The 21,271-nt window shown below is 70.3% G+C and carries 17 protein-coding genes and 1 other RNA gene; 11 read left to right on the top strand and 7 right to left on the bottom strand.

Translation table 11 applies throughout. From position 1 onward, the window contains the following. Positions 1-16: 16 nt before the first annotated feature. Positions 17-1,732: a bifunctional 3'-5' exonuclease/DNA polymerase gene (locus tag GVL03_RS09780; RefSeq protein ID WP_159500802.1), complete on the top strand. Its 1,716-nt coding sequence runs from the start codon at positions 17-19 to the stop codon at positions 1,730-1,732. 30 nt (positions 1,733-1,762) lie between these two features. Next, positions 1,763-2,122: RNase P RNA component class A (gene rnpB, locus GVL03_RS09775), an RNA gene on the top strand. A gap of 21 nt (positions 2,123-2,143) precedes the next feature. On the opposite strand, the gene ppgK is transcribed toward rnpB, so the two are convergent. Further along, complete coding sequence (gene ppgK, locus GVL03_RS09770) at positions 2,144-2,941, bottom strand: polyphosphate--glucose phosphotransferase (RefSeq protein ID WP_159500801.1); 798 nt, start codon at positions 2,939-2,941, stop codon at positions 2,144-2,146. Between the two features lie 66 nt (positions 2,942-3,007). Here ppgK and GVL03_RS09765 point away from each other — a divergent pair, with 66 nt between their 5' ends. The 3 genes from GVL03_RS09765 to GVL03_RS09755 all read left to right on the top strand — a co-directional run bounded on the left by GVL03_RS09765 (position 3,008) and on the right by GVL03_RS09755 (position 7,621). Beyond that, complete coding sequence (locus tag GVL03_RS09765) at positions 3,008-3,196, top strand: SPOR domain-containing protein (RefSeq protein WP_159500800.1); 189 nt, start codon at positions 3,008-3,010, stop codon at positions 3,194-3,196. A 74-nt stretch (positions 3,197-3,270) separates the two neighbouring features. Further along, positions 3,271-4,608: a glutamine synthetase family protein gene (locus GVL03_RS09760; protein WP_159500799.1), complete on the top strand. Its 1,338-nt coding sequence runs from the start codon at positions 3,271-3,273 to the stop codon at positions 4,606-4,608. Positions 4,609-4,615: 7 nt separating this feature from the next. Next, a complete protein-coding gene (locus tag GVL03_RS09755; protein ID WP_159500798.1) occupies positions 4,616-7,621 on the top strand; it encodes a bifunctional [glutamine synthetase] adenylyltransferase/[glutamine synthetase]-adenylyl-L-tyrosine phosphorylase in 3,006 nt (1,001 codons plus the stop codon). Between the two features lie 70 nt (positions 7,622-7,691). On the opposite strand, the gene GVL03_RS09750 is transcribed toward GVL03_RS09755, so the two are convergent. Then, positions 7,692-8,384 (bottom strand): DJ-1/PfpI family protein, encoded by a 693-nt coding sequence (locus GVL03_RS09750; protein ID WP_159500797.1) that lies wholly within the window; start codon positions 8,382-8,384, stop codon positions 7,692-7,694. A 128-nt stretch (positions 8,385-8,512) separates the two neighbouring features. On the opposite strand from GVL03_RS09750, the gene GVL03_RS09745 reads away from it, so the two are divergent. Genes GVL03_RS09745 through GVL03_RS09730 form a run of 4 tightly spaced genes read left to right on the top strand, consistent with a single transcriptional unit; the run spans position 8,513 to position 11,270 of the window. Then, positions 8,513-8,890 carry a helix-turn-helix domain-containing protein gene (locus GVL03_RS09745; RefSeq protein ID WP_159500796.1) on the top strand — a complete coding sequence of 126 codons (378 nt, stop codon included), beginning with the start codon at positions 8,513-8,515 and terminating at the stop codon, positions 8,888-8,890. A 34-nt stretch (positions 8,891-8,924) separates the two neighbouring features. After that, positions 8,925-9,989, top strand: a complete 1,065-nt coding sequence (locus GVL03_RS09740) for an LLM class flavin-dependent oxidoreductase (protein ID WP_159500795.1) — start codon at positions 8,925-8,927, stop codon at positions 9,987-9,989. Further along, entirely contained in the window at positions 9,986-10,600 is a 615-nt protein-coding gene (gene msuE, locus GVL03_RS09735; protein ID WP_159500794.1) for an FMN reductase, read from the top strand. Before GVL03_RS09740 ends, msuE begins: the two co-directional genes overlap by 4 nt. Positions 10,601-10,640: 40 nt before the next feature. Further along, a complete protein-coding gene (locus tag GVL03_RS09730; protein ID WP_159500793.1) occupies positions 10,641-11,270 on the top strand; it encodes a superoxide dismutase in 630 nt (209 codons plus the stop codon). A 103-nt stretch (positions 11,271-11,373) separates the two neighbouring features. On the opposite strand, the gene secA2 is transcribed toward GVL03_RS09730, so the two are convergent. Together secA2 and glnA are read right to left on the bottom strand one after the other, a co-directional pair. Further along, positions 11,374-13,749, bottom strand: coding sequence for an accessory Sec system translocase SecA2 (secA2, locus tag GVL03_RS09725; protein WP_200847129.1), 2,376 nt, complete (start codon positions 13,747-13,749; stop codon positions 11,374-11,376). A 175-nt stretch (positions 13,750-13,924) separates the two neighbouring features. Continuing rightward, a complete protein-coding gene (gene glnA / locus GVL03_RS09720) occupies positions 13,925-15,349 on the bottom strand; it encodes a type I glutamate--ammonia ligase (RefSeq protein WP_159500792.1) in 1,425 nt (474 codons plus the stop codon). 134 nt (positions 15,350-15,483) lie between these two features. Here glnA and GVL03_RS09715 point away from each other — a divergent pair, with 134 nt between their 5' ends. Further along, positions 15,484-15,885: an RDD family protein gene (locus tag GVL03_RS09715; protein ID WP_159500791.1), complete on the top strand. Its 402-nt coding sequence runs from the start codon at positions 15,484-15,486 to the stop codon at positions 15,883-15,885. An 81-nt stretch (positions 15,886-15,966) separates the two neighbouring features. Here the strand turns inward: GVL03_RS09715 and GVL03_RS09710 are convergent, their stop codons facing one another. Then, the gene (locus GVL03_RS09710) at positions 15,967-16,677 is read right to left on the bottom strand and encodes a DUF4191 domain-containing protein (RefSeq protein ID WP_159500790.1); all 711 of its coding nucleotides are present in this window, start codon (positions 16,675-16,677) and stop codon (positions 15,967-15,969) included. Between the two features lie 118 nt (positions 16,678-16,795). Between GVL03_RS09710 and GVL03_RS09705 the strand changes: the two genes are divergently transcribed. Continuing rightward, positions 16,796-18,106: a hypothetical protein gene (locus GVL03_RS09705; protein ID WP_159500789.1), complete on the top strand. Its 1,311-nt coding sequence runs from the start codon at positions 16,796-16,798 to the stop codon at positions 18,104-18,106. 14 nt (positions 18,107-18,120) lie between these two features. Here the strand turns inward: GVL03_RS09705 and sucB are convergent, their stop codons facing one another. Then, positions 18,121-19,851 (bottom strand): 2-oxoglutarate dehydrogenase, E2 component, dihydrolipoamide succinyltransferase, encoded by a 1,731-nt coding sequence (gene sucB / locus GVL03_RS09700; protein WP_159500788.1) that lies wholly within the window; start codon positions 19,849-19,851, stop codon positions 18,121-18,123. A 54-nt stretch (positions 19,852-19,905) separates the two neighbouring features. Next, complete coding sequence (gene lpdA / locus GVL03_RS09695; RefSeq protein WP_159500787.1) at positions 19,906-21,270, bottom strand: dihydrolipoyl dehydrogenase; 1,365 nt, start codon at positions 21,268-21,270, stop codon at positions 19,906-19,908. Position 21,271: the final 1 nt, after the last annotated feature.

The following is a 21,271-nucleotide window of genomic DNA, read 5'->3' as shown; positions in this document are numbered from 1 at the left end:
ATTCGATCGCACTCCCGTGCGGCTCAGCACGGTGTCCACCGAGCGCGCTGACCCCGCGACGCGCTGGAGCGTCCTCGCGCCCGGCAGTGAAGACGAGCTGATCGATCTCGCGGCCGACGGCACGGTGCTCGCCCGCGCGCGGTGGGACGCGACGCGGGCCACGGAGCTCGTGGCCGCTCGGGCCGAGACGAGGTGGGTCTGGGGAGACACCGCGCACACCTATCCCGATCTCCTGCGCGCCGGTGCCCGGGTCGATCGCGCGTGGGATCTCCGACTGTGCCACCGGATACTGCGCGGCAGCATCCGCGAGTCGTGGGGGCCGGCCTCGGACTGGGACCTGCCGCCGGAACAGCACGCCGGTCACGACGCGCTGTTCGACCTCGCCGAGCGTGACGTCGTGGACGCGGAGCAGGCGGCGGCGGAGCTGCTCCTCCAGTGGCGCGCGATCGACGCGGCGGACGACCCGCGTCGGCTGCGGCTGCTCCTGCACGGCGAGTCAGCGGGTGCGCTCATCGCGGAGGAGATGCGTGCCGCGGGTCTTCCCTGGAGTGCGGCACGTCACGACCGCATCCTGGTCGAGACCCTGGGGCGGCGGTCGCCGTCGTCGGGCGTGCCCGAGCGGATGGCCGAGCTCGCGGAGCGGGTGCGCGACGCGCTGGGGGACCCCGCGGCGAACGTCGACTCGCCGCCGAAGCTCCTGCGGGCGCTTCGACGCGCGGGGATGCAGGTGACCTCCACGAGCCGCTGGGAGCTCGTGGAGCAGTCGCATCCGGTGGTGGCGCCGCTCCTTGCATACAAGCGCATGTCGCGGCTGTGGGTCGCGAACGGCTGGGCCTGGCTCGACGAGTGGGTGCGGGACGGACGGTTCCGGCCGGTCTACGTCCCCGGCGGCGTCGTGACCGGACGGTGGGCGTCCAGCGGCGGCGGCGCGCTGCAGATCCCGCGCCTGCTGCGGCCGGCGGTCGTCGCGGACGACGGGTGGGTGATCGTCGATGCGGATGTCGCGCAGCTGGAGCCGCGGGTGCTCGCCGGCATGTCCCGGGATCTGGCGCTGGCCCAGGCCGCTCGCGGGCGGGACCTCTACACCGGCATCGTCGAGTCCGGCGCGGTCGAGACCCGCGAGGAGGCGAAGTACGCCGTGCTGGGGGCGATGTACGGCGCGACGACGGGGGAGAGCGGCCGGCTGGTCCCCCGGCTGCGTCGGGCCTACCCGGCGGCCATGCGACTCGTGGACGACGCGGCCGCCGCCGGCGAGGACGGCGGCACGGTGCGTACGTGGCTGGGCCGCACCTCGCCCGCGCCGGATGCGGAATGGCTCGCCCTCGCTGCGGATGCCGTGGAGGAGAACGCGGACGCCGCCGCCCGTGACCGGGCGCGGCGGGCTGCCCGTGACCGCGGACGGTTCACCCGCAACTTCGTCGTCCAGGGTACGGCGGCCGAGTGGGCGCTGTGCTGGCTGGCGGAGATCCGGCGACGGCTCGACGCGCTCGGAGAGACGAGCGGAGCCCGTGCCGAGCGGTCGGGCGTCGTGTTCGCCGGCCGTCCCCATCTCGTCTTCTTCCTGCACGACGAGGTCATGGTTCACGCGCCGGCAGACATCGCGGACGCGGTGGGCGCCGCGCTCGCCGAGGCTGCCGAGGCGGCGGGCCGTCGGCTGTTCGGGTCGTTCCCGATCGACTTCCCGCTCGATGTCGCCGTCACCGGGGACGCCCGGGCGGACGGCGAGTCGTAGGACGAGCACCGATAGACTCGAGAGCGCGAATGGGTCGGCTGGACGGTCGCGTCGCGGGAGATCGCGCCGAGGAACGTCCGGGCTCCGCAGGGCAGGGCGGTGGGTAACACCCACCCGGAGCGATCCGCGAGACAGTGCCACAGAGAGCAGACCGCCGGGACTCGTCCCGGTAAGGGTGAAAGGGTGGTGTAAGAGACCACCGGGGTCGTGGTGACACGACCCGCACGGCAAACCTCGCCCGGAGCAAGGCCAGACAGGGGATGACGACGCGGCCCGCCGAGTCCCCGGGTAGGCCGCTGGAGCGGCACGGCAACGTGTCGCCGAGAGAGATGACCGTCCACGGGGCGTCACGCCCCCGGACAGAACCCGGCGTACAGGCCGGCCCATTCGCCCCCTGTACGCCGTGTCGTCCTAGGCTCCGGTGACCGTGTCGGCGAGCTGAGGCGCGGCGCCGAGCGAGAGCGCCGCCGCCCCGATGATCCCGGCGTTGTTGCGGTGGACGGCGGGCACGATCGGCGTCTTGAGATCCAGCAGGTGGAGGAACTTGTCGGCGTGCTTGGACACCCCGCCGCCGACGATGAACAGGTCGGGGCTGAAGAGGAACTCGACGTGGCGGTAGTACCACTGCAGACGGGCCGCCCACTCCTCCCAGTCGAGGCTGTCGCGCTCCATCGCGGAGTAGGCGGCGTAGGCCTCGGCGTCCTTGCCGTGCTTCGCACGCTGCAGGTGGCCGAGCTCGGAGTTCGGGATGAGGGTGCTGTCGTAGATCATCGCCGAGCCGATGCCGGTCCCGAGCGTCGTCAGGATCGTCAGGCCCACGGCGTCCTTGGCGGCGCCGAAGCGCAGCTCCGCCACGCCCGCGACGTCCGCGTCGTTCGCGAAGTGGATGTCGCGCCCGAGCCCCTTCTCGAAGAACTCCTCGGCGGGGAAGTCGATCCATCGGTCCGAGACGTTGGCGGCGGACCGGGTGCGACCGTTCTTGACGATGGCGGGGAACGCCACGCCGAGCGGGTAGTCGGAGTCGGCGACGCCGAGCGTGTCGAGGACGGTGCGAACGGCGAGCAGGATGTCGTCGGGCTGAGCACCGGCCGGCGTCGAGACCTTGATCCGATCGCTGACGAGCTCACCGCGCCCCAGGTCCACGATGCCGCCCTTGATGCCGGTGCCGCCGATGTCGATGCCGACTGCGAGGTTCTTCTCAGATGCCATGCGTCCAGCCTATCCAGGACGACTCCGCGGATCAGTAGGATCGACAGGGACAGCGAGGAGTCTTCGGTGAGCGACGAGAACGACAAGTACTGGTACAACCTGACGACCGGTGAAGTGGAACGCGGCTTCGCGTCTCCGGTCATCGACCGCGCAGGTCCGTTCGACACCGCCGAAGAGGCTGCGAACGCTCCGGAGCTGCTCAAGGAGCGGTCCCGGCAGTGGGCCGAGGACGACGAGCGCGAAGAAGACGAGTGAGACCCGCGCGCGTCTGGTCGACGCGCGCAGCCGAATGATCTGATCCGGCCGAGGCCGGCGGTGGAGGGGAATCGATGGACAAGCAGCGGGACTTCGTGTTGCGCACGATCGAAGAGCGCGGCGTCAAGTTCGTCCGCCTGTGGTTCACGGACGTGATCGGCACGCTCAAGTCGGTCGCGATCGCGCCGGCCGAGGTCGAGGGCGCGTTCGCCGAGGGCCTCGGGTTCGACGGATCCGCGATCGAGGGCCTCACCCGGACGTTCGAGTCGGATCTGCTCGCCCACCCCGACCCGACGACGTTCCAGATCCTGCCGTGGCGCGGTGAGATCGACCCGACGGCGCGCATGTTCTGCGACATCACGACGCCCGACGGGCAGCCCGCGGTCGCCGACCCGCGGCACGTGCTCAAGCGCACGCTGGCGAAGGCGGCGGATGCCGGGTTCACGTTCTACACCCACCCCGAGATCGAGTTCTACCTGCTGAAGTCCTCGACCTATGGCGCAGAGGGTCCGGAGCCGGTCGATTCGGCGGGGTACTTCGACAACGTGCCCGGGGGCACGGCGCACGACTTCCGTCGTCGGTCCGTGCGGATGCTCGAGGATCTCGGCATCTCGGTGGAGTTCAGCCACCACGAGGGCGGTCCCGGCCAGAACGAGATCGATCTGCGCTACGCGGACGCCCTGACCACGGCCGACAACATCATGACGTTCCGCACGGTCGTCAAGGAGGTGGCGATCGAGCAGGGGGTCTACGCGACCTTCATGCCGAAGCCGCTGAGCGGCCAGCCGGGCAGCGGCATGCACACGCACATGTCGCTGTTCGAGGGCGACCTCAACGCCTTCTACGAGGAGGGCGGTCAGTACCAGCTCTCGAAGGTCGGCCGGCAGTTCATCGCGGGGCTGCTGCGCCACGCGAACGAGATCTCGGCGGTGACCAACCAGTTCGTCAACTCCTACAAGCGGCTCTGGGGCGGTGACGAGGCGCCGAGCTTCATCTGCTGGGGTCACAACAACCGGTCCGCGCTCGTGCGCGTGCCGATGTACAAGCCGAACAAGGGCCAGTCGTCGCGCGTCGAGTACCGTGCGCTGGACTCCGCGGCCAACCCGTACCTCGCATACGCGCTCATGCTGGCCGCAGGCCTCAAGGGCATCGAGGAGGGCTACGAGCTTCCCGCCGAGGCGGAGGACAACGTGTGGTCGCTGTCCGATGCCGAACGCCGCGCCCTCGGGTACGCACCGCTGCCGACCAGCCTCGACCAGGCGCTCGGCTACATGGAGGAGTCGGAGCTGGTCGCCGAGACGCTCGGCGAGCAGGTCTTCACCTACGTGCTGCTGAACAAGCGCAAGGAATGGGCGGGCTACCGCTCCCAGGTCACGCCCTTCGAGCTGAAGAGCAACCTCGAGATGCTCTGAGCCCGGCATGGCCGGATCGGATCGCTCCTCGTCGTCTCCTCGTACCGTGCTCGCCCGGCTCGGGCTGGGCGACATCGGGGCGGCGCTCGAGCTGCTCGACGAGCTCGCCGGGCTGTTGTCGGTCGACCGTGAGATGCTCACGGCGGACCTCGGACGTGCGGCGGACCCGGATGGGGCGCTTCGTGCGCTCGCGCGTGTCGCGCGGCGGGAGGCCGACGTCGTGCGCGAGGTCATCCTCGACGATCTCTCGCGCCCGGCGGTGTGGGCGATCCTCGGGGCCTCCGAGGGATTCGCGGAGTTCTACTTCCGCCATCCCGGCGAGATCGTCCACCTGGCGGGAGCGCGGGGCGGGCTGCCGTCGTCCGAGCTGATGCGGGCGGAGCTGCTGGCCGCCGTCGAGGACGAGGACGGCTTCGCCGCGGACGGGGACGAGTCGGCGTGGGTGGCCCTCCGCGTCGCCTACCGCCGCATCCTCGCCCGCATCGCGGCGTTCGACCTGCTCGCGGGAGACGCGGAGGCTGTTCTCGCGCCGGTGTCGGCGGCGCTCGCGGACGCGGCCGGTGCGGCGCTCGAGGCCTCCCTGAGCGTCGCACGCACCCGGGTGAGCCGCGGACGGCCCGGCGGGCTCTTCCCCCGCGAGCAGGTGGCCGCGACGCAGCTCGCGATCATCGGGATGGGAAAGACCGGTGCTCGCGAGCTCAACTACGTCAGCGACGTCGACGTCATCTTCGTGTGCGGTGCCGAGGACGCCGCCTTCGAGGAGTTCGGCGAGAGCCGGGTCATCGACATCGCGACGCGCCTCGCGGTGCAGACGATGCAGGGCATCTCCGGCGTCGAGGTGGAGCCGCCGCTCTGGGAGGTCGACGCGAACCTCCGCCCGGAGGGCAAGCAGGGCGCGCTCGTGCGCACCCTCGACTCGCACCTGTCGTACTACGCGCGGTGGGCGAAGAGCTGGGAGTTCCAGGCACTGCTGAAGGCGCGTGCGCTCGCCGGCGACGCGGCGTTGGGGGAGGCGTACGTCGCCGCGGTCCAGCCGAAGATCTGGACGAGCGCTGCGCGCGAGAACTTCGTGGACAGCGTCCAGCGCATGCGCGAGCGCGTGACCGACCACATCCCGCCGGCGGAGGTCGCCTCGCAGCTCAAGCTCGGCCCCGGCGGCATCCGGGACATCGAGTTCACCGTGCAGCTGCTGCAGCTCGTGCACGGGCTGACCGACGATCGCATCCGGCAGCGCGGTACGCTCGACGCCCTCGACGCGCTGGTCGCGGAGGGCTACATCGGGCGGGCCGAGGCGGCGGTCTTCGCCCGTGACTATCGCATCCTCCGGGTGCTCGAGCACCGCGTGCAGCTGCGGGGGCTCCGCCGTACGCACCTCATGCCCGAGCGTCCCGAGGACCTCCGGGTGCTCGCGCGGGCGAGCGGGCTGGCGGACGGCGCGGCGGCGGTCTGGGAGCTGTGGGAGGCGGTCAAGCGCGAGGTCCGCGACATCCACGTCCGACTCTTCTACCGCCCGCTGCTGTCGGCCGTCGCCGCGCTGCCGGAGGGCGAGCGCAGTCTGTCCACCGCGCAGGCGCACGACCGCCTGGCCGCGATCGGATTCCAGGACCCGGCGGGAGCGCTGCGGCACATCGCGGCGCTGACGACCGGGCTCAGCCGCAAGGCGACGATCCAGCGCCACCTGATGCCGGTGATGATCCGCTGGTTCGCCGACGGCGTCGACCCGGACTATGGCCTCCTCGCGTTCCGCCGCATCAGCGAGCGTCTCGGGAACACGCCGTGGTTCCTGCGCCTGCTGCGCGATTCGTCGGCGGCGGCGGAGAGCCTCACACGCGTGCTCTCCGGCTCCCGCTACATCGGCGAGCTCATGGAGTGGATCCCGGAGTCGGCGGCCTGGCTCGACGACGAGGACCTTCTGCGGCCGCGCACCGGTCGTGCTCTCCAGGAGGAGGCACGCGCCATCCAGACCCGTCACGACACGATCGAGGACGCCATGCGCTCGGTGCGGTCACTGCGCCGCCGCGAGCTCCTGCGCACCGCGATGGCCGCCGTGCTGGGAGTGCTCACGATCGAGGCGCTCGCGGATGCGCTCACGACGATCACCGAGGTCACGATCCAGGCCACGCTCCGTGCGGTGCGGCGCGAGGTCGTGCCGCCGGAGGACGACGCGCTCGACTTCTCGGTGATCGCGATGGGGCGCTTCGGCGGGCGCGAGCTCGGGTTCGGGTCGGATGCCGACGTGCTGTACGTGTATCGCGCGAACGGGGTGGACCCCGAGCGGGCGCACGCGCTGTCGCTCAAGCTCGTCGCGGGCCTCCGCGCCCACTCCGAGGACCACCGGGTGCCGCTCGACCTCGACGCCGGCCTCCGCCCGGAGGGGCGCAACGGTCCGCTCGTGCGCTCGTTGGACTCGTACGTCGAGTACTACGAGCGCTGGTCGCTGTCCTGGGAGGCGCAGGCGCTGCTGCGTGCTCGCGGGGTGGCCGGCAGTCTGAAGCTCATCCGGGAGTTCACGGCCCTGGCGGACCGGGTGCGCTATCCGGCACGCGCCGACCCGCAGGGACTGCGCGAGATCAAGCGGATCAAGGCGCGGGTCGAGAGCGAACGGCTCCCTCAGGGCGTCGATCCCGCGAGACACCTGAAGCTCGGTCCCGGCGGACTCAGCGACGTCGAGTGGCTGGTGCAGCTGCTGCAGCTTCAGCACGCGCACGACATCGCGGGCCTGCAGACGACCTCGACGATCGCGGCGCTCGATGTCGCGGGCGAGGCGAACGTCATCCCGGCCACCGCCGTTCCGCGGCTGCGCGACGCATGGCGCCTGGCGAGCCGTCTCCGCTCGGCGAACACCCTGCTGTCGGGCCAGACGAGCGACGTGCTCCCGAGCGATCGTCGTCGTCTCGACGGCATCGGGCGTCTCCTGGAGTATCCGCCGCATTCGGCGACAGAGGTCGAAGAGGACTGGATGGGGACGGCGCGCCGCGCGCGGCGGCTCTTCGAGAAGCTCTTCTACGGCTGACGTGTGGCTCTCCCCGTGCGATGCGGGCATCGTTCCGACCTCTCCGGAGGGCATCGAGGACGGGCCGTTCTCAGTGGGCCTCGGCGAGTTTGCGTGCTGCGCGATCGACGAGCGGGCCGCGGTGCCGATCGACGCTCGCGATCGTGTCGGCGACGTGGACGGGGTCCGCATCCGGACGTCGCGGCGATCCCGCGTCGAACGGCGGCGCCGGGTCGTACTCGATGGCGAGCTGCGCCTGCTTGGCCGTCTCCGCACCGAACAGCTCGGAGGCGAGCGTCAGCGCGAAGTCGATCCCGCTGGACACTCCGGCTCCGGTGAAGATGTCTCCGTCACGGACGACACGTTCTGCGACCGGGACGACGCCGAGACGCTCCAGAAGGTGGAGCGATGCCCAGTGGCTCGTCGCTCGTCGTCCATCCAGGAGACCTGCGGCGGCCAGCGCGAAGGAACCCGTGCACACACTCGTGATGTATCGTGCCCCGGCTGCCTGTCGGCGGAGGAACGCGAGGGCGATCTCGTCCTCGAAGAGATCGAACGCCCCCTGTCCGCCCGGCACGAACAGCACGTCGGCCTGCGGAGCCTCCGCGAGCGTCGTCGTCGGCAGGATCGAGAATCCCGCGTCGGTCGGCACGGGTTCGACCCGATGCCACGCGAGGTGCTGCTCCGCGTCCGGCAGACGCGAGAACACCTGGGCAGGACCCGTCAGGTCGAGCTGAGTGACGGCGGGGAACAGCAACGACACGAAGCGCACTGGCTGCGGCATGATTCCGAGCGTACTCGGGGAGCGGACAGCCGCCGGACGTCGCCGTGTCTTCCTGGCACGTCCGAGGCCTGACGCGCGCGAAGCCCACGGGCCGCGCCGCCCCGCCTCGGATGCGTTACTCTGTTTTTATGAGTAAAGAGACGACGGATGGCGCGGCGACGGCGTCAGCGCCGGACGCTGCTCTGTGTCCCTCGTTCCTGGCGGCGATGGACATCCTGGGCAAGCGGTGGAACGGCGCTCTGATCCAGGTGCTCCGCGGCGGCGCGCTGCGTTTCGTCGATCTCAAGAGCACGGTCCCGGGGATCAGCGACGCGGTGCTGACGACGCGCTTGGGGGAGCTGCTGCGGTGCGGGCTGGTCGAACGCGTCCTCCCCGGCACGGGCTCGACCCGAGGCGTGTACGCGCTGACCGAGAAGGGTCGTGCGCTGCTGCCGGTCCTCGACGATCTGACCGCGTGGAGCGAGAGATGGGTGCCGGCCGACGCCCATCGTTCCTCCCGATCCTGAGTGTTTCCGCAACGACTGAGAGAAGAGAGTTCTGATGGTGTTCGAGATCGGTGTCTATCACTTCGGCGAGCTGACGCCCGACCCGGTGACGGGGGAGACGGTGTCGCCGTCGCAGCGTCTGCATCAGCTGATCGAACAGGCCGAGGTGGCCGATGAGGCGGGCCTCAGCGTGTTCGCGGTGGGGGAGCACCATCGCCCCGACTTCGCCGTGTCGGCCCCCGCAGTGGTGCTCGCGGCGATGGCCGCACGAACGAGTCGTATCCGCCTCTCGAGCGCGGTGACGGTGCTGAGCTCCGACGACCCGGTCCGGGTCTTCCAGCAGTTCTCCACGCTCGACAACATCTCCGACGGTCGCGCCGAGATGATCGTCGGACGCGGCTCGTATACGGAGTCGTTCCCCCTGTTCGGGTATGACCTGGCTAGCTACGGCGACCTGTTCGAGGAGAAGCTCGACCTGCTCGCGCGCATCCAGGACAGTGACCCGGTGACCTGGTCGGGCGACCTTCGCCCGCCATTGCACGAGGCGAGCATCGCGCCACGTCCTTACGAGGGCCGCAGAATCCCGCTCTGGGTCGCCGTGGGGGGCACCCCCGCCTCCGTGATCCGCGCCGCGACGCGTGGACTGCCGATGGCATTGGGGATCCTCGGCGGCCGGGTCGACGGGTTCACGCCCTTCGTCGACGCCTATCGCGCGGCGGGCGAGGAACATGGTTTCTCGTCCGACACCCTGAGGGTCAGCGTGAACGGGCCCGGCTTCGTGGCGAAGACGAGCCAGGCCGCACTCGACATCTCCTACCCGTACTTCGCGGCGGGGATGAAGGAGAACTTCCACCAACGCGGCCAGGGTCACCTCATGCCCCGACGCGCATACGAGGCGTCGGCCTCGGAGATGGGCGCGCTGTTCATCGGGAGCCCGCAGCAGATCATCGACAAGATCCTGCTGCAGCACGAGGCGTACGGTCACGAGCGGTACATCATGCAGCTCGGATTCGGGAACAGCCCCCAGAAGGAGTCGCTCGAGGCGATCGAGCTGCTCGGCACCGAGGTGCTGCCGGTCGTGCAGCGCGAGCTGGCCTCCCGCGATGCTGCCGCCGCATGAGCAGGCCGCTTCGGACCGTCACGGTCAACGGCAGCTACAGCACGCCGAGCAAGACCGGCGCGCTCATCGAGCTGATCACCGATCAGATCGCATCGACCCGCGAGATCGAGGTCCGTCGCATCGAGGTGTCCACGCTCGGACCGGGGCTCACGAGTGCGCTCGCGCGCGAGGACCTCTCCGCAGAGGTCCGCGCAGAGGTCGCCGCTGTCGAGGACGCCGACCTCGTGATCGCGGGCACCCCGGTGTTCCGCGGCTCGTACACCGGCCTGTTCAAGCACTTCTTCGACTTCGTCGACCAGTACGCCCTGGCCAACAAGCCGGTGATGCTCGTGGCGACCGGCGGAAGCGACCGGCACGCCCTGGTCATCGAGCACGAGCTGCGCCCGTTGTTCGGGTTCTTCCAAGCAGCGACCGTCCCGGTGGGGATCTACGCCAGCGCAGGCGACTTCGATCGCACGACACTGCTCGCCCCCGAGACCTACGCGCGCATCGAGATCGCCGTCCGTGACATCGTCCCGGTCCTCGACGCGCTCACCGCCGCACCGGCGACAGCCGCAGTCCCCTCCGGCCCCGGCAGGCCGGAGGGAGCCGGGGCCACCGCACTTCATTGACGCGCATTCCGCGCACTCCATCACATCGAGAGGAATCCCCATGACCGTGTACACACTCCCCGAGCTGGGCTACGACTATGCCGCGCTGGAGCCGGCGATCAGCGGCACCATCATGCAGCTGCACCACTCCAAGCACCACCAGGCGTACGTCACCGGTGCCAACACCGCCCTCGAACAGCTGGCGGAGGCGCGGGACTCGGGCAGCCTCGGCAACGTCAACAAGCTCCAGAAGGACCTGGCGTTCAACCTCGGCGGACACACGAACCACTCCGTCTTCTGGACGAACCTCTCCCCGAACGGAGGCGACAAGCCCACCGGCGAGCTCGCCTCCGCGATCGACGACCACTTCGGCTCGTTCGACAAGTTCCGCGCTCATTTCACTGCCGCCGCGCTCGGCGTGCAGGGTTCCGGCTGGGCCGCCCTGGTCTGGGACTCGATCGGGAGCCAGCTGATCGTGCAGCAGTTCTTCGACCAGCAGTCGAACTTTGCCGCCGGCACCATCCCGGTCCTCCTTCTGGACGTGTGGGAGCACGCCTACTACCTCGACTACAAGAACGTGCGCGCCGACTACGTCACCGCCTTCTGGAACATCGTCGACTGGGCGAATGTCGCCGACCGCCTCGCCGCGGCTACCGCGAGGACCAGCGGCCTGATCGTCCCGACCGCGTAGCAGTCCCTCGAATCGCCGTCGGGCCACGTCTACGCGCATCCATCGCGCCGGACGTGGCCCGACGTGATCTCCACGATGCGGCCGGGGCGGAGGCCGTGTCCGGTCAGTCGGCCTTCGCGCGGACGACTCTGCGCACGAGACCGCGGATGCTCTCGGCGGCGCGGCCGCCTGCGGTTCCCAGGGGGTTGTCGCGGATCATGTAGGTCCAGGTGGCCGACGGCCGCCGCCGCCCGAGGAACTCGAGCGCGTCCTGGATGCGTTCTGGCGGAACCGCCCGGATGTCCTCGGCGACAGCGTCATCCACGGCGTCGAAGAAGCCGCGGAACTCGCGGAGCGCGATGCGGTGGAACTCCTCCACCGGATTCTGGCCGGCCAGCACCCGTAGGTGGATGCCGTCGCGTATCTCGGTGAGCAGTTCCAGGTGCTGCTGCCATCGCTCGTCGAGGTGGTGGAGCCTCAGGGCTGCGAGGGCACGGTCGACGGCCTCACCGCCCGCGGCACGCGCGAGGTGCGCGAGCTCGTCCGCCACGAGGGCGTGGACGCGGTCATCCCGGGCGGCGCCGCTCAGGACTCGCTCCCGCACGGCGAGCACCTTCTCCCGCTGTGCGGCGATGGCGCGGTTGTACTCCCAGGTACCGCGGTGCCGTCCCAGCCGCACGCTCTCGGCGATCCTCTGCGCCTCGGTCACGATCGCGCGACGGGCGTGCGGGTCGAGTCCCGAGCCGCGCTCTGCCCGGCGAAGGCTCCGCCGGGTCGCATTCTGCCGCACGAGATCGTCGTCCAGGCAGGCGAAGGCGATCGTCGTGCCGGGGTCTCCCTGTCTGCCCGATCGTCCACGCAACTGCTGATCGAGGCGTCTGGACGGGTACAGCGCCGTCGCGACGACTGCCAGTCCGCCTGCTGCGACGACCCGCGCTCGGTCACGTTCATCCGATCCGCCGAGGCGGATGTCGGTGCCGCGCCCCGACATCTGTGTGGAGATCGTCACCGCCCCGCGCTCGCCCGCCCGGGCGACGACGGCGGCCTCTTCCGCGTCGTTCCGGGCATTGAGGACCCGTGCCCGCAGCTCCGCCGGAAGCCGGGCTGCGAGCTGTTCGGATTCCGCGACGCTCTGCGTCCCGACGAGCACGGGCTGGCCGGTCGCGTGGCGGCGGAGGATCTCCGCGACGATCTGTGCGGTCTTCTCCTCCTGTGAGACGAGTACGCGCATCGACTCGTCCGTGCGTATGCGCGGACGGTGCCGTTCGATCCGACCGGAGCGCAGCTCATAGAACTCCATCAGCTCGTCGGCGACGGCCAGGATCGTTCCGCTCATCCCGGACAGCGTGCGATAGTGCAGGAGAAGGTCCTGGACGGTGATCGTGTCGAGGACTACGCCCGGAGGCGTGACCGGCAGGTGCTCCTTCGCCTCGATCGCGCGATGCAAGCCGTCCGGCCAGCGCTGCTGCTCGGCGATGCGTCCCCGTGCGGTGTTGATGAGCCGGATGCGGCCGTCCGCGATCAGATAGTCGACGTCGCGGCGGACCAGAGCACGCGCGTGCAGGGCCAGGTTCACATGGGTGAGCGTCGCGCTGTGGTCGAGGTCGAACAGATTCACCCCACCCAGGCGCGCCTCGATCAGGTCGAGACCCGCATCGGTCAAGGAGACGGTCGCCCCGTCCTCGTCCACCGTGAAGTGCTGCTCCGGATCGAGCGAGCCGACCAGTTCCGTCGCGGCACTGACGTCCTCGGCATCCTCCGGACCGGAGCCGGCGAGCACGAGCGGAGCCATCGCCTCGTCGATCATGACCGCATCGGCTTCGTCCACGATCGCGACGTCGAACACCGGTGCCACCCGATCCGCATCGACCGTGGCCTGGCGATCGCGGAGCACGTCATACCCGACCTCCGACACCGGCGCATATACGACCTGCGCTCGGTACGCGTCACGACGTGCGGCCGTCGTGGACGTCTGTCCGATCCACGCGACGCGCACCCCGAGCAATGCGAGCAGCGGAGACATCCACTCGGCGTCCCGCCGGGCGAGGTAGTCGTTGATCGAGAGCACATGCACCCGCCGCCCGGCGAGGGCGTGGGATGCTGCGGCCAGCGCACCGACGAGGGTCTTGCCCTCGCCGGTGTCCATCTCGATGGCATAGCCGTCGAGAAGCGCCGCCACCGCCAGCAGCTGCTCCTCGTACGGCGCGAATCCGAGACTGCGCGCCGCGGCTTCCGCCACGAGCGCGAGCAGCCGCGGCGACAGCGCCCCATCTGCCGCCGGGGAGTCGCGCAGCCCTCGGAGATCCTCTGCGAACTCGGCTTCAGTGAGCTGCTGCAGGGCAGCGGCGTATCCGGCGCGCGCAGCCAGGATTCCGGACATTGCCCGGAACGATGCCGCGCCGGGCAGTCCGAGAACTCCGGCCAGCCGCGACGGCAGGAACCGGCGGAGATCGAAGCCCGGCGTGTCGACCCGAGCAGCGGTGCGGTCGTCGGACGTCATCCGCGTGCGTTCCGGTGAGCCGCGGCGGTCCGCCCCGTCTTCCGATCCACTGCTCGGCTCAGGCCCGTGACTCTGCAATGAGGGTCGCCGCGTCGATAGGGCTCTGGAGACAGCGCACCGGCCCGGCTCCCTCGGATCTGAGCGGGAGTCGGGCCGATGCGTGTCGTGCGAGGAGTCAGACGCCGAAGTACAGCTCGTACTCGAACGGGTGCGGACGAGCCGCGAGCGGCTTGATCTCGTTCTCGATCTTGTACTCGATCCACGTCTCGATGAGCTCGGGCGTGAACACGTTGCCGCGGGTCAGGAACTCGTTGTCGGCGCGCAGCGCCTCGAGCGAGTCGAGCAGCGAGTTCGGCACCTGCGGGATGTTCTTGGCCTCCTCGGGGGGAAGCTCGTAGAGATCCTTGTCGACCGGCTCATGCGGCTCGATGCGGTTCAGGATGCCGTCGAGTCCGGCCATCATCTGCGCCGCGAACGCGAGGTACGGGTTGCCCGACGCATCCGGAGCGCGGAACTCGATGCGCTTGGCCTTGGGGTTCGATCCGGTGATCGGGATGCGGATCGCCGCCGAACGGTTGCCCGCCGAGTAGACGAGGTTGACCGGCGCCTCGTAGCCCTTGACCAGTCGCTTGTAGCTGTTCAGGGTCGGGTTCGTGAACGCCAGCACGGCGGGCGCGTGGGCGAGGAGGCCGCCGATGTACCAGCGCGCGATGTCGGAGAGCCCGCCATAGCCCTTCTCGTCGTAGAAGAGGGGCTTGCCCTCGAGCCACAGCGACTGGTGCGTGTGCATGCCCGAGCCGTTGTCGCCGAAGAGCGGCTTCGGCATGAAGGTCGCGACCTTGCCCCACTGCTCGGCGGTGTTCTTGACGATGTACTTGAACTTCAGAATGTCGTCGGCCGCGTGCACCATGGTGTCGAAGCGGTAGTTGATCTCCTGCTGTCCGCCGGTGCCCACCTCGTGGTGTGCGCGCTCGAGGTGGAGGCCCGACTCGATCAGCTTCAGGCTGATGTCGTCGCGGAGGTCCGCCGTCTTGTCCACGGGGGAGACGGGGAAGTAGCCGCCCTTGTAGGCGGTCTTGTTGGCAAGGTTGCCGCCCTCCTCGGCGCGACCCGTGTTCCAGGCGCCCTCCTCGGAGTCGACCGAGTAGAAGCTCGAGTTCTGCTTCACCTCGAAGCGGACGTCGTCGAAGATGTAGAACTCGGCCTCGGGGGCGAAGAACGCCGTGTCGGCGATGCCGGTCGAGGCCAGGTACTTCTCGGCCTTCTTCGCGACCTGACGCGGGTCCTTCGCGTAGATCTCGCCGTTGCGCGGGTTGTAGATGTCGAAGATCATCACGAGGGTCTTCGCCTCGCGGAACTGGTCGACGTAGGCCGTCGACACATCCGGGATGAGCTGCATATCGGACTCGTGGATGTTGGCGAATCCGCGGATCGAGGAGCCGTCGAACAGCTGGCCGACCGTGAAGAACTCTTCGTCGACGGTCTCGGCGGGAATGTTGAAGTGCTGCTGCACACCAGGAAGATCCGTGAAACGGATATCGAGGAACTTGACGTCCTCGTCCTTGATGAACTTCAGCACCTCGGATGAATCACTGAACATGGAGACTCCAGAGGTAGGGCATTCGGGAAGTTCCGCCCGCCAGAACGGGCTGTCTCGACGCTATCGGCGGGGCGTTGCTCGCCAGTGTCCCATATGTTTCCGGGATGTTACGCATGGGCGGTTAGGGTAGGGACATGCCCGAGATCCCGGTCGAGTCCCGCTATCCCGGCGAGCGATTGGACCTCCCGGACGCCGGCATCGGCTCGATCGCCCGGGCGGGTCGGCGCTTCGCGGCCGTCGCCATCGACTGGGCGTGCGCCGTCGTCATCTCGATCGCGTTCTTCCAGTACGACCCATGGGCGACGACGATCGTGTTCGCCATCGCGCAGATCGTCTTCATCCCGACCGTCGGCGGCAGCCCGGGGCACCGCATCCTGGGAATGCGCGTCGTCCGGCTCGGCGGGGGATGGGTGGGGCTGTGGCGACCCGTGGTCCGGACGCTGCTGCTGGTCCTCGTGATCCCCGCGGTGATCTGGGACGCCGATCAGCGCGGGCTCCACGACAAGGCCGCCGGCACCGTGCTCCTGCGCTTCTGATCCGAAAGTCCTCACGCTTCGTCTCGCTGCGCTCGCTCAGCGACCGGACTTTCGCACCCCACGGAGCGCCCCGCAGCGGGATCAGCGGGGACGGGGGGCGCGCACCTTCGTCGGGTCGATGCCCTTGGGGATCGGCATCGAGGCGAGCGACTGCGACACCGAGTCGATGCGCTTGATGACGGCTGCCATGGTGGCGCGATCGATCTTCTTGGGCAGCGACTTGATCGTCGATGAGAGCTTCGCGATCGGGACCTCATCGTCGCCGTGGCCCACATAGATGACGGTGACGGGCACGCCGGAGGCCACCCGCTGCACCTTCGCCCGCTCGTCGCCGACCAGCCGCGTCAGGCGGCCGCGGGCGCCCTCGCCGACGATCACGACGCCCCCGCGACCGATCGCCCGGTACACAGCCTCCTGCGTGCGCGGGTTGACGCCCACCGGCATGTCGCCGGACTGCCACTTGCGGCCGAGCGAGGTGGACAGGACGTGCCCGGCGGCGCCCGGCATCCCGTCGATCTTCTTGTACATCGCGGTCGTCGACAGGCGCGTCATCGTCATGAGAGCGGCGAGGACGCCGAAGAGGAGTCCGGTGAACCCCCAGAGGATCACGCTCCAGACGGCCACCGGCGGGACGAGGAAGCCGATCCCCACCCCGAGGGCGACGCCCGCCAGCAGGATGCCGATCAGGAGGTAGGGCAACCAGGAGTACGCCTCGACCGTGAACCGGTAGAGGGTCTTGAGCTGGGAGAAGAACCCGGGACGCTTCTCGGGTGCGGAACTGCGCGCTGCCATGCCTCCAGCCTACCTTCGCGCGACCTTCCTCTCCTCCCCAGCGCGACGCCGTCCCTCCGCGTCCACCGACGCTCCGCGGCGGCCCGCGCGAGAGGATGCGAGCGTCCAGTCTGGGGGGATGAGCGCGTCGTCGATCACCGGACCCTTGCTTCCGCTCCTCGAGGAGCCGGTGCTTCGGATCGTCCCGGAGGGCACCGGCCCCTACCCGGGCGAGATCGTGAGCTGGGACGGCCGTGCCGCGGTCGCCGTGCCGGTCGCCGACCTCGACGGGACGGAGCTCTGGAAGGCGGACGGCGAGCACGTCGCCGCGCCGTGGGAGCTCGTGCGCACTCCGACCGGCCTCGCAGTGCTGCTGCCGCCGTGCGGGCAGTCGGTGGCCGACCTCGCCGCGCGGCGGGCCGCCGGCGGACATCCGTTCGCGCCGGGTGAGGTCGTCACCCTGGTCGTCAGCATCCTCCGCGGAAGCCTCGCGGAGCACGGGATGCATCCGGATCCGGCGTGCCGGGGCCGTTGGTGGATGAGCGAGGACGGCACGCCGTTGTTCGTGCACGAGCCGGGCGCGCAGGACGACCCGACGACCGCCGCGGACCGCGCCCTCCGCGCGATCGAGGCGGCGTGCGAGGCGGAGGACACGAGCGTCGGCCCGGTCATCGGGCGGGCGCGGGAGGCCGTCGCAGATCCGGAACGCCTCGATTCCGCCGTGCCCGCTCTGGAGGACGCCCTGTTCGCGAGCGCAGCGCCGGCAGCGGTCGGCACCCAGCTGCTGGCGCGGCGGGGTGCGATCGCTCGCCCGGTGGCCGAAGACCCGATCGAGCCGGGAGAGCGCCGCGCGTGGCGGCGGCTCGCCGACGCGGCCGACGCCGGGATCGCGGAGATGGCGTCCGAGGCCCTCACCTCGCTGTGGCGGAGCATCCGGAACCGACCCCGGTCGCGTCCCCGGAACCGCCGCGGGGCCCTGATGCTCGCCGCGGCGGCGGGGGCGCTCGTGGTCGCGGGGGGACTGCTCTGGCCGGCGGACGACGCCGCCGATGGTGGCCCGGGCACCGGTCCCGACTCGGGCGTCTCCGAGCCGAGCGCGTCCGACGCGGGTACCGTCACCGACCCGGCTGTCGACCTGGAGGAGACGGCGGAGGACGGCGATGTCGTCGTGGCGGCCGGTGCGCTCCTCGAATCGCTCCGCGGCTGCGGCGGCGACGCGGACTGCCTGCGCGAACTGCGGGATCAGGAGGGCGCCGTGCCGCAGGACGGAGCGGCGTTCGCCGAGTCGTCCTCACGCCGGCTGACCCTCCTCGACGACGTCGGCGGCCTCGCGCTCCTGCGCGCCGACGACGCCTCCGGCACGCGCGCCTCGCAGATCGTCGCGATCGTCCGCCACGAACACGGATGGGTGCTGCGCGACATCCACGATGTCGCGCAGCACCCGGGGTGAGTGTGCGGGGGAGGTCAGATCCCCAGCCGGCCCGCGAAGTCGGCGGCCTCGAGCCGCGACTTCACCGCGGAGAGGAAGCGAGCCGCATCCGCCCCGTCGATGATCCGGTGATCGTACGAGAGGGCGAGGTAGACGTAGGAACGCACGGAGATCGCGTCCTTCCCGTCGACGGTCACGACACCCGGGCGCTTCACGACGACGCCGAGACCCAGGATCGCGGACTGCGGCAGGAAGACGATCGGCGTGTCGAACAGCGCGCCGCGCGAGCCCGTGTTGGTCAGCGTGAAGGTGCCGCCGGCCAGCTCATCTGGCTTCAGCTTGTTGTCGCGCGTGCGAGCGGCGAGATCGGCGATCTCGCGCGCGAGCTCCGCGATGTTCTTGTCGCCGGCATCGCGCACGACCGGGGTCAGCAGACCGCGCTCGGTGTCGACCGCGATCGACACGTTCTCCGAGGCCGGGTAGACGATCTTGCCGTCGTCGACCGTCGCGTTGATGATCGGGTACGCCTGCAGCGCCTCGACGGCCGCGATCGCGAAGAACGGCAGGAAGGAGAGCTTGTCGCCCGTCTTCTGCTGGAACTCGCCCTTGACCGAGTCACGGTAGTTCGCGAGCTTGGTCACGTCGACCTCGACGACGGTGGTGAGTTGGGCCGTCGCCTGCATCGAGGCGACGGCGCGCTCGGCGATCACCTTTCGCAGACGGGACATCGGCTGCGTGGTGCCGCGCAGCGGCGAGACCTCAGGGGCCGGTGCTGCCGCGGCGGCGGGCGCCGCAGCCGGTGCCGCGGGCTTCTCGGCGGCCTTGAGGACGTCTTCCTTGCGGATGCGCCCCCCCACGCCGGAGCCGGTGATCGAGCTCAGATCGACGCCCTGCTGCTGCGCGAGACGCCGCACGAGCGGGGTGACGTAGGACACACCCTCGTCGGCGTCGGTCGCCGGCGCGGGCTTCTCGGGCGAGGGCGCCTCGGCCGGTGCCGCGGGCTTCTCGGCCTCGGGCACCGGCGTCTCCGCCTGCGCGGCGGGGGCCTCCGCCTGCTCGACGTCGACCGGCTTCTCCGTGGACGGCGCCTCGGGCGCGGCCACGGAGGCGGGTGCCTCGGGGGCGGCGGAGGACTCCTGCGCGGGCGCGCCGTCGCCGATGCGGGCGAGCGGGCTGCCGACGGCGACCGTCTCGTCCTCCTGGACGAGGATCTCCTGCAGGACCCCGGCGAACGGGGCCGGGATCTCGGTGTCGACCTTGTCGGTCGAGATCTCGAGCAGCGGCTCGTCGACGGCGACGTCGTCGCCGATCTGCTTCAGCCAGCGGGTTACGGTGCCCTCGGTCACGCTCTCGCCGAGCTCCGGGAGCACGACGTCGCGTCCACCGGATGCAGCGGCGGCGGGCTGGGGCGCGGTCTCGGCCGGCTCCTCGGCCGCGGGCGCCTGCTCCTGCGGCGCGGCGGTCTCGGCGGCGGGGGTCTCCGCGATGGGCTGCTCAGCGGCCGGCTCGGAAGGAGCGGAAGCGCCGGAGCCGTCACCGATCTTCGCCAGGACGGCACCGACCTCTACGGTCTCGTCCTCCTGCACGAGGATCTCCTCGATCACGCCGCTGATCGGCGAGGGGATCTCCGTGTCGACCTTGTCGGTCGAGATCTCCAGCAGACCCTCGTCCGCCTCCACCGTGTCCCCGACGTTCTTGAGCCAGCGGGTGACCGTTCCCTCGGTGACGCTCTCGCCGAGAGCGGGGAGGACCACGGAAGTGCTCATGGGATTTGCTCCTTCTGAATGCGATGTCGTGTCTAGCTTAGTGATGCCCTCGTCCTACAGGACGTGCAAGGGCTTGCCGGCGAGGGCGAGGAATGCCTCGCCCAGCGCCTCGCTCTGGGTCGGATGCGCATGCACGAGCGGTGCCACGTCCTCGGGGTGCGCGTCCCAGCCCACGACGAGCTGGGCCTCGGAGATCAGCTCTCCGACGCGGGGGCCGGCCAGGTGCACGCCGAGGACCGGCCCGTCGGTCTTACGGATCACGCGCACGCTGCCGCTGCCGCCGAGGATCTCCGTCCGGGCGTTTCCGGCCAGGTTGTAGTCGAGCACGGTGATGGCGTCGACGCCGTGACGCTCCTCGGCCTGCGCGCGGGTGAGGCCTACCGAGGCGAGCTCCGGGCTCGTGTAGACGATCCGGGGCACGAGCTCGTCCGCGACCGGAGCGGGGGTCGATCCGGCGATCCGCTCGGCCACCTGGATCCCGTGCTGGAAGCCCCGGTGGGCCAGCTGCGGACCGACGACGACGTCGCCGACGGCCCAGACGCCCTCGACCGACGTACGCAGGTCCACATCCGTCACGACGAATCCGCGATCGAGGCGGACACCGGCCTCCTCGAGGCCGAGCCCCGTCGTCGCCGGTCCGCGCCCGACGGCGACGAGCAGATAGTCCGCGGTGAGCGATGCGCCGTCTTCGAGCTGCACGGACACTCCGGAGTCGTCCTGTGCGGCGGTCGCGACCCGCGCCCCCAGCCGGGTCTGGATGCCACGCTTGCGGAACGCCCGCGCGAGCTGGGTCCGGAGGGTCTCGTCCTCCGTCGGCACGAGGTGGTCGAGCGCCTCGACGATCGTGACCTCGGCACCGAGCGAACGCCAGAGGCTGGCGAACTCGACGCCGATCACACCGCCGCCGAGGACGATGACGCTCGCGGGGATCTCGCCGAGCTCCAGGGCCTGTTCGCTCGACAGGACGCGCCCGCCGATCTCGAGGCCCGGCGGCACGCGGGTGTACGCCCCCGTCGCGATGACGATGTTCGTGGCCAGGATCTCGGTCTCGCCCGCGCGGACCCGGCCGGGGCCGGCGATCGTTCCCTCCGCGGCGACGACCTCGATGCCGCGCGCTTTCAGCAGCCCCTGCAGCCCCTTGTGCTTCTTGGCGACCAGGCCCTCGCGGAACGCGTGCATGCGGGACACGTCGACCCCCTGAAGCTCGGCGAGGACACCGAGGCCGGCGGCCTCACGCACGGCGTCGACGGTCTCGGCGACGTGCAGCAGAGCCTTGGTCGGGATGCATCCGCGGTGCAGGCATGTGCCGCCGACCTTGTCGCGCTCGACGACGATCACCCTCTTGCCGAGCTCCGCGGCGCGCAGCGCCGTCGCATAGCCGCCGCTGCCTCCGCCGATGACGACGATGTCGGTGTGCACG

The organism is Microbacterium sp. 18062, assembly GCF_902706225.1.
Lineage (GTDB): Bacteria > Actinomycetota > Actinomycetes > Actinomycetales > Microbacteriaceae > Microbacterium.
The sequence above is the reverse complement of the archived record's forward strand: the minus strand, read 5'-3'. Positions and strand labels throughout refer to the sequence as shown.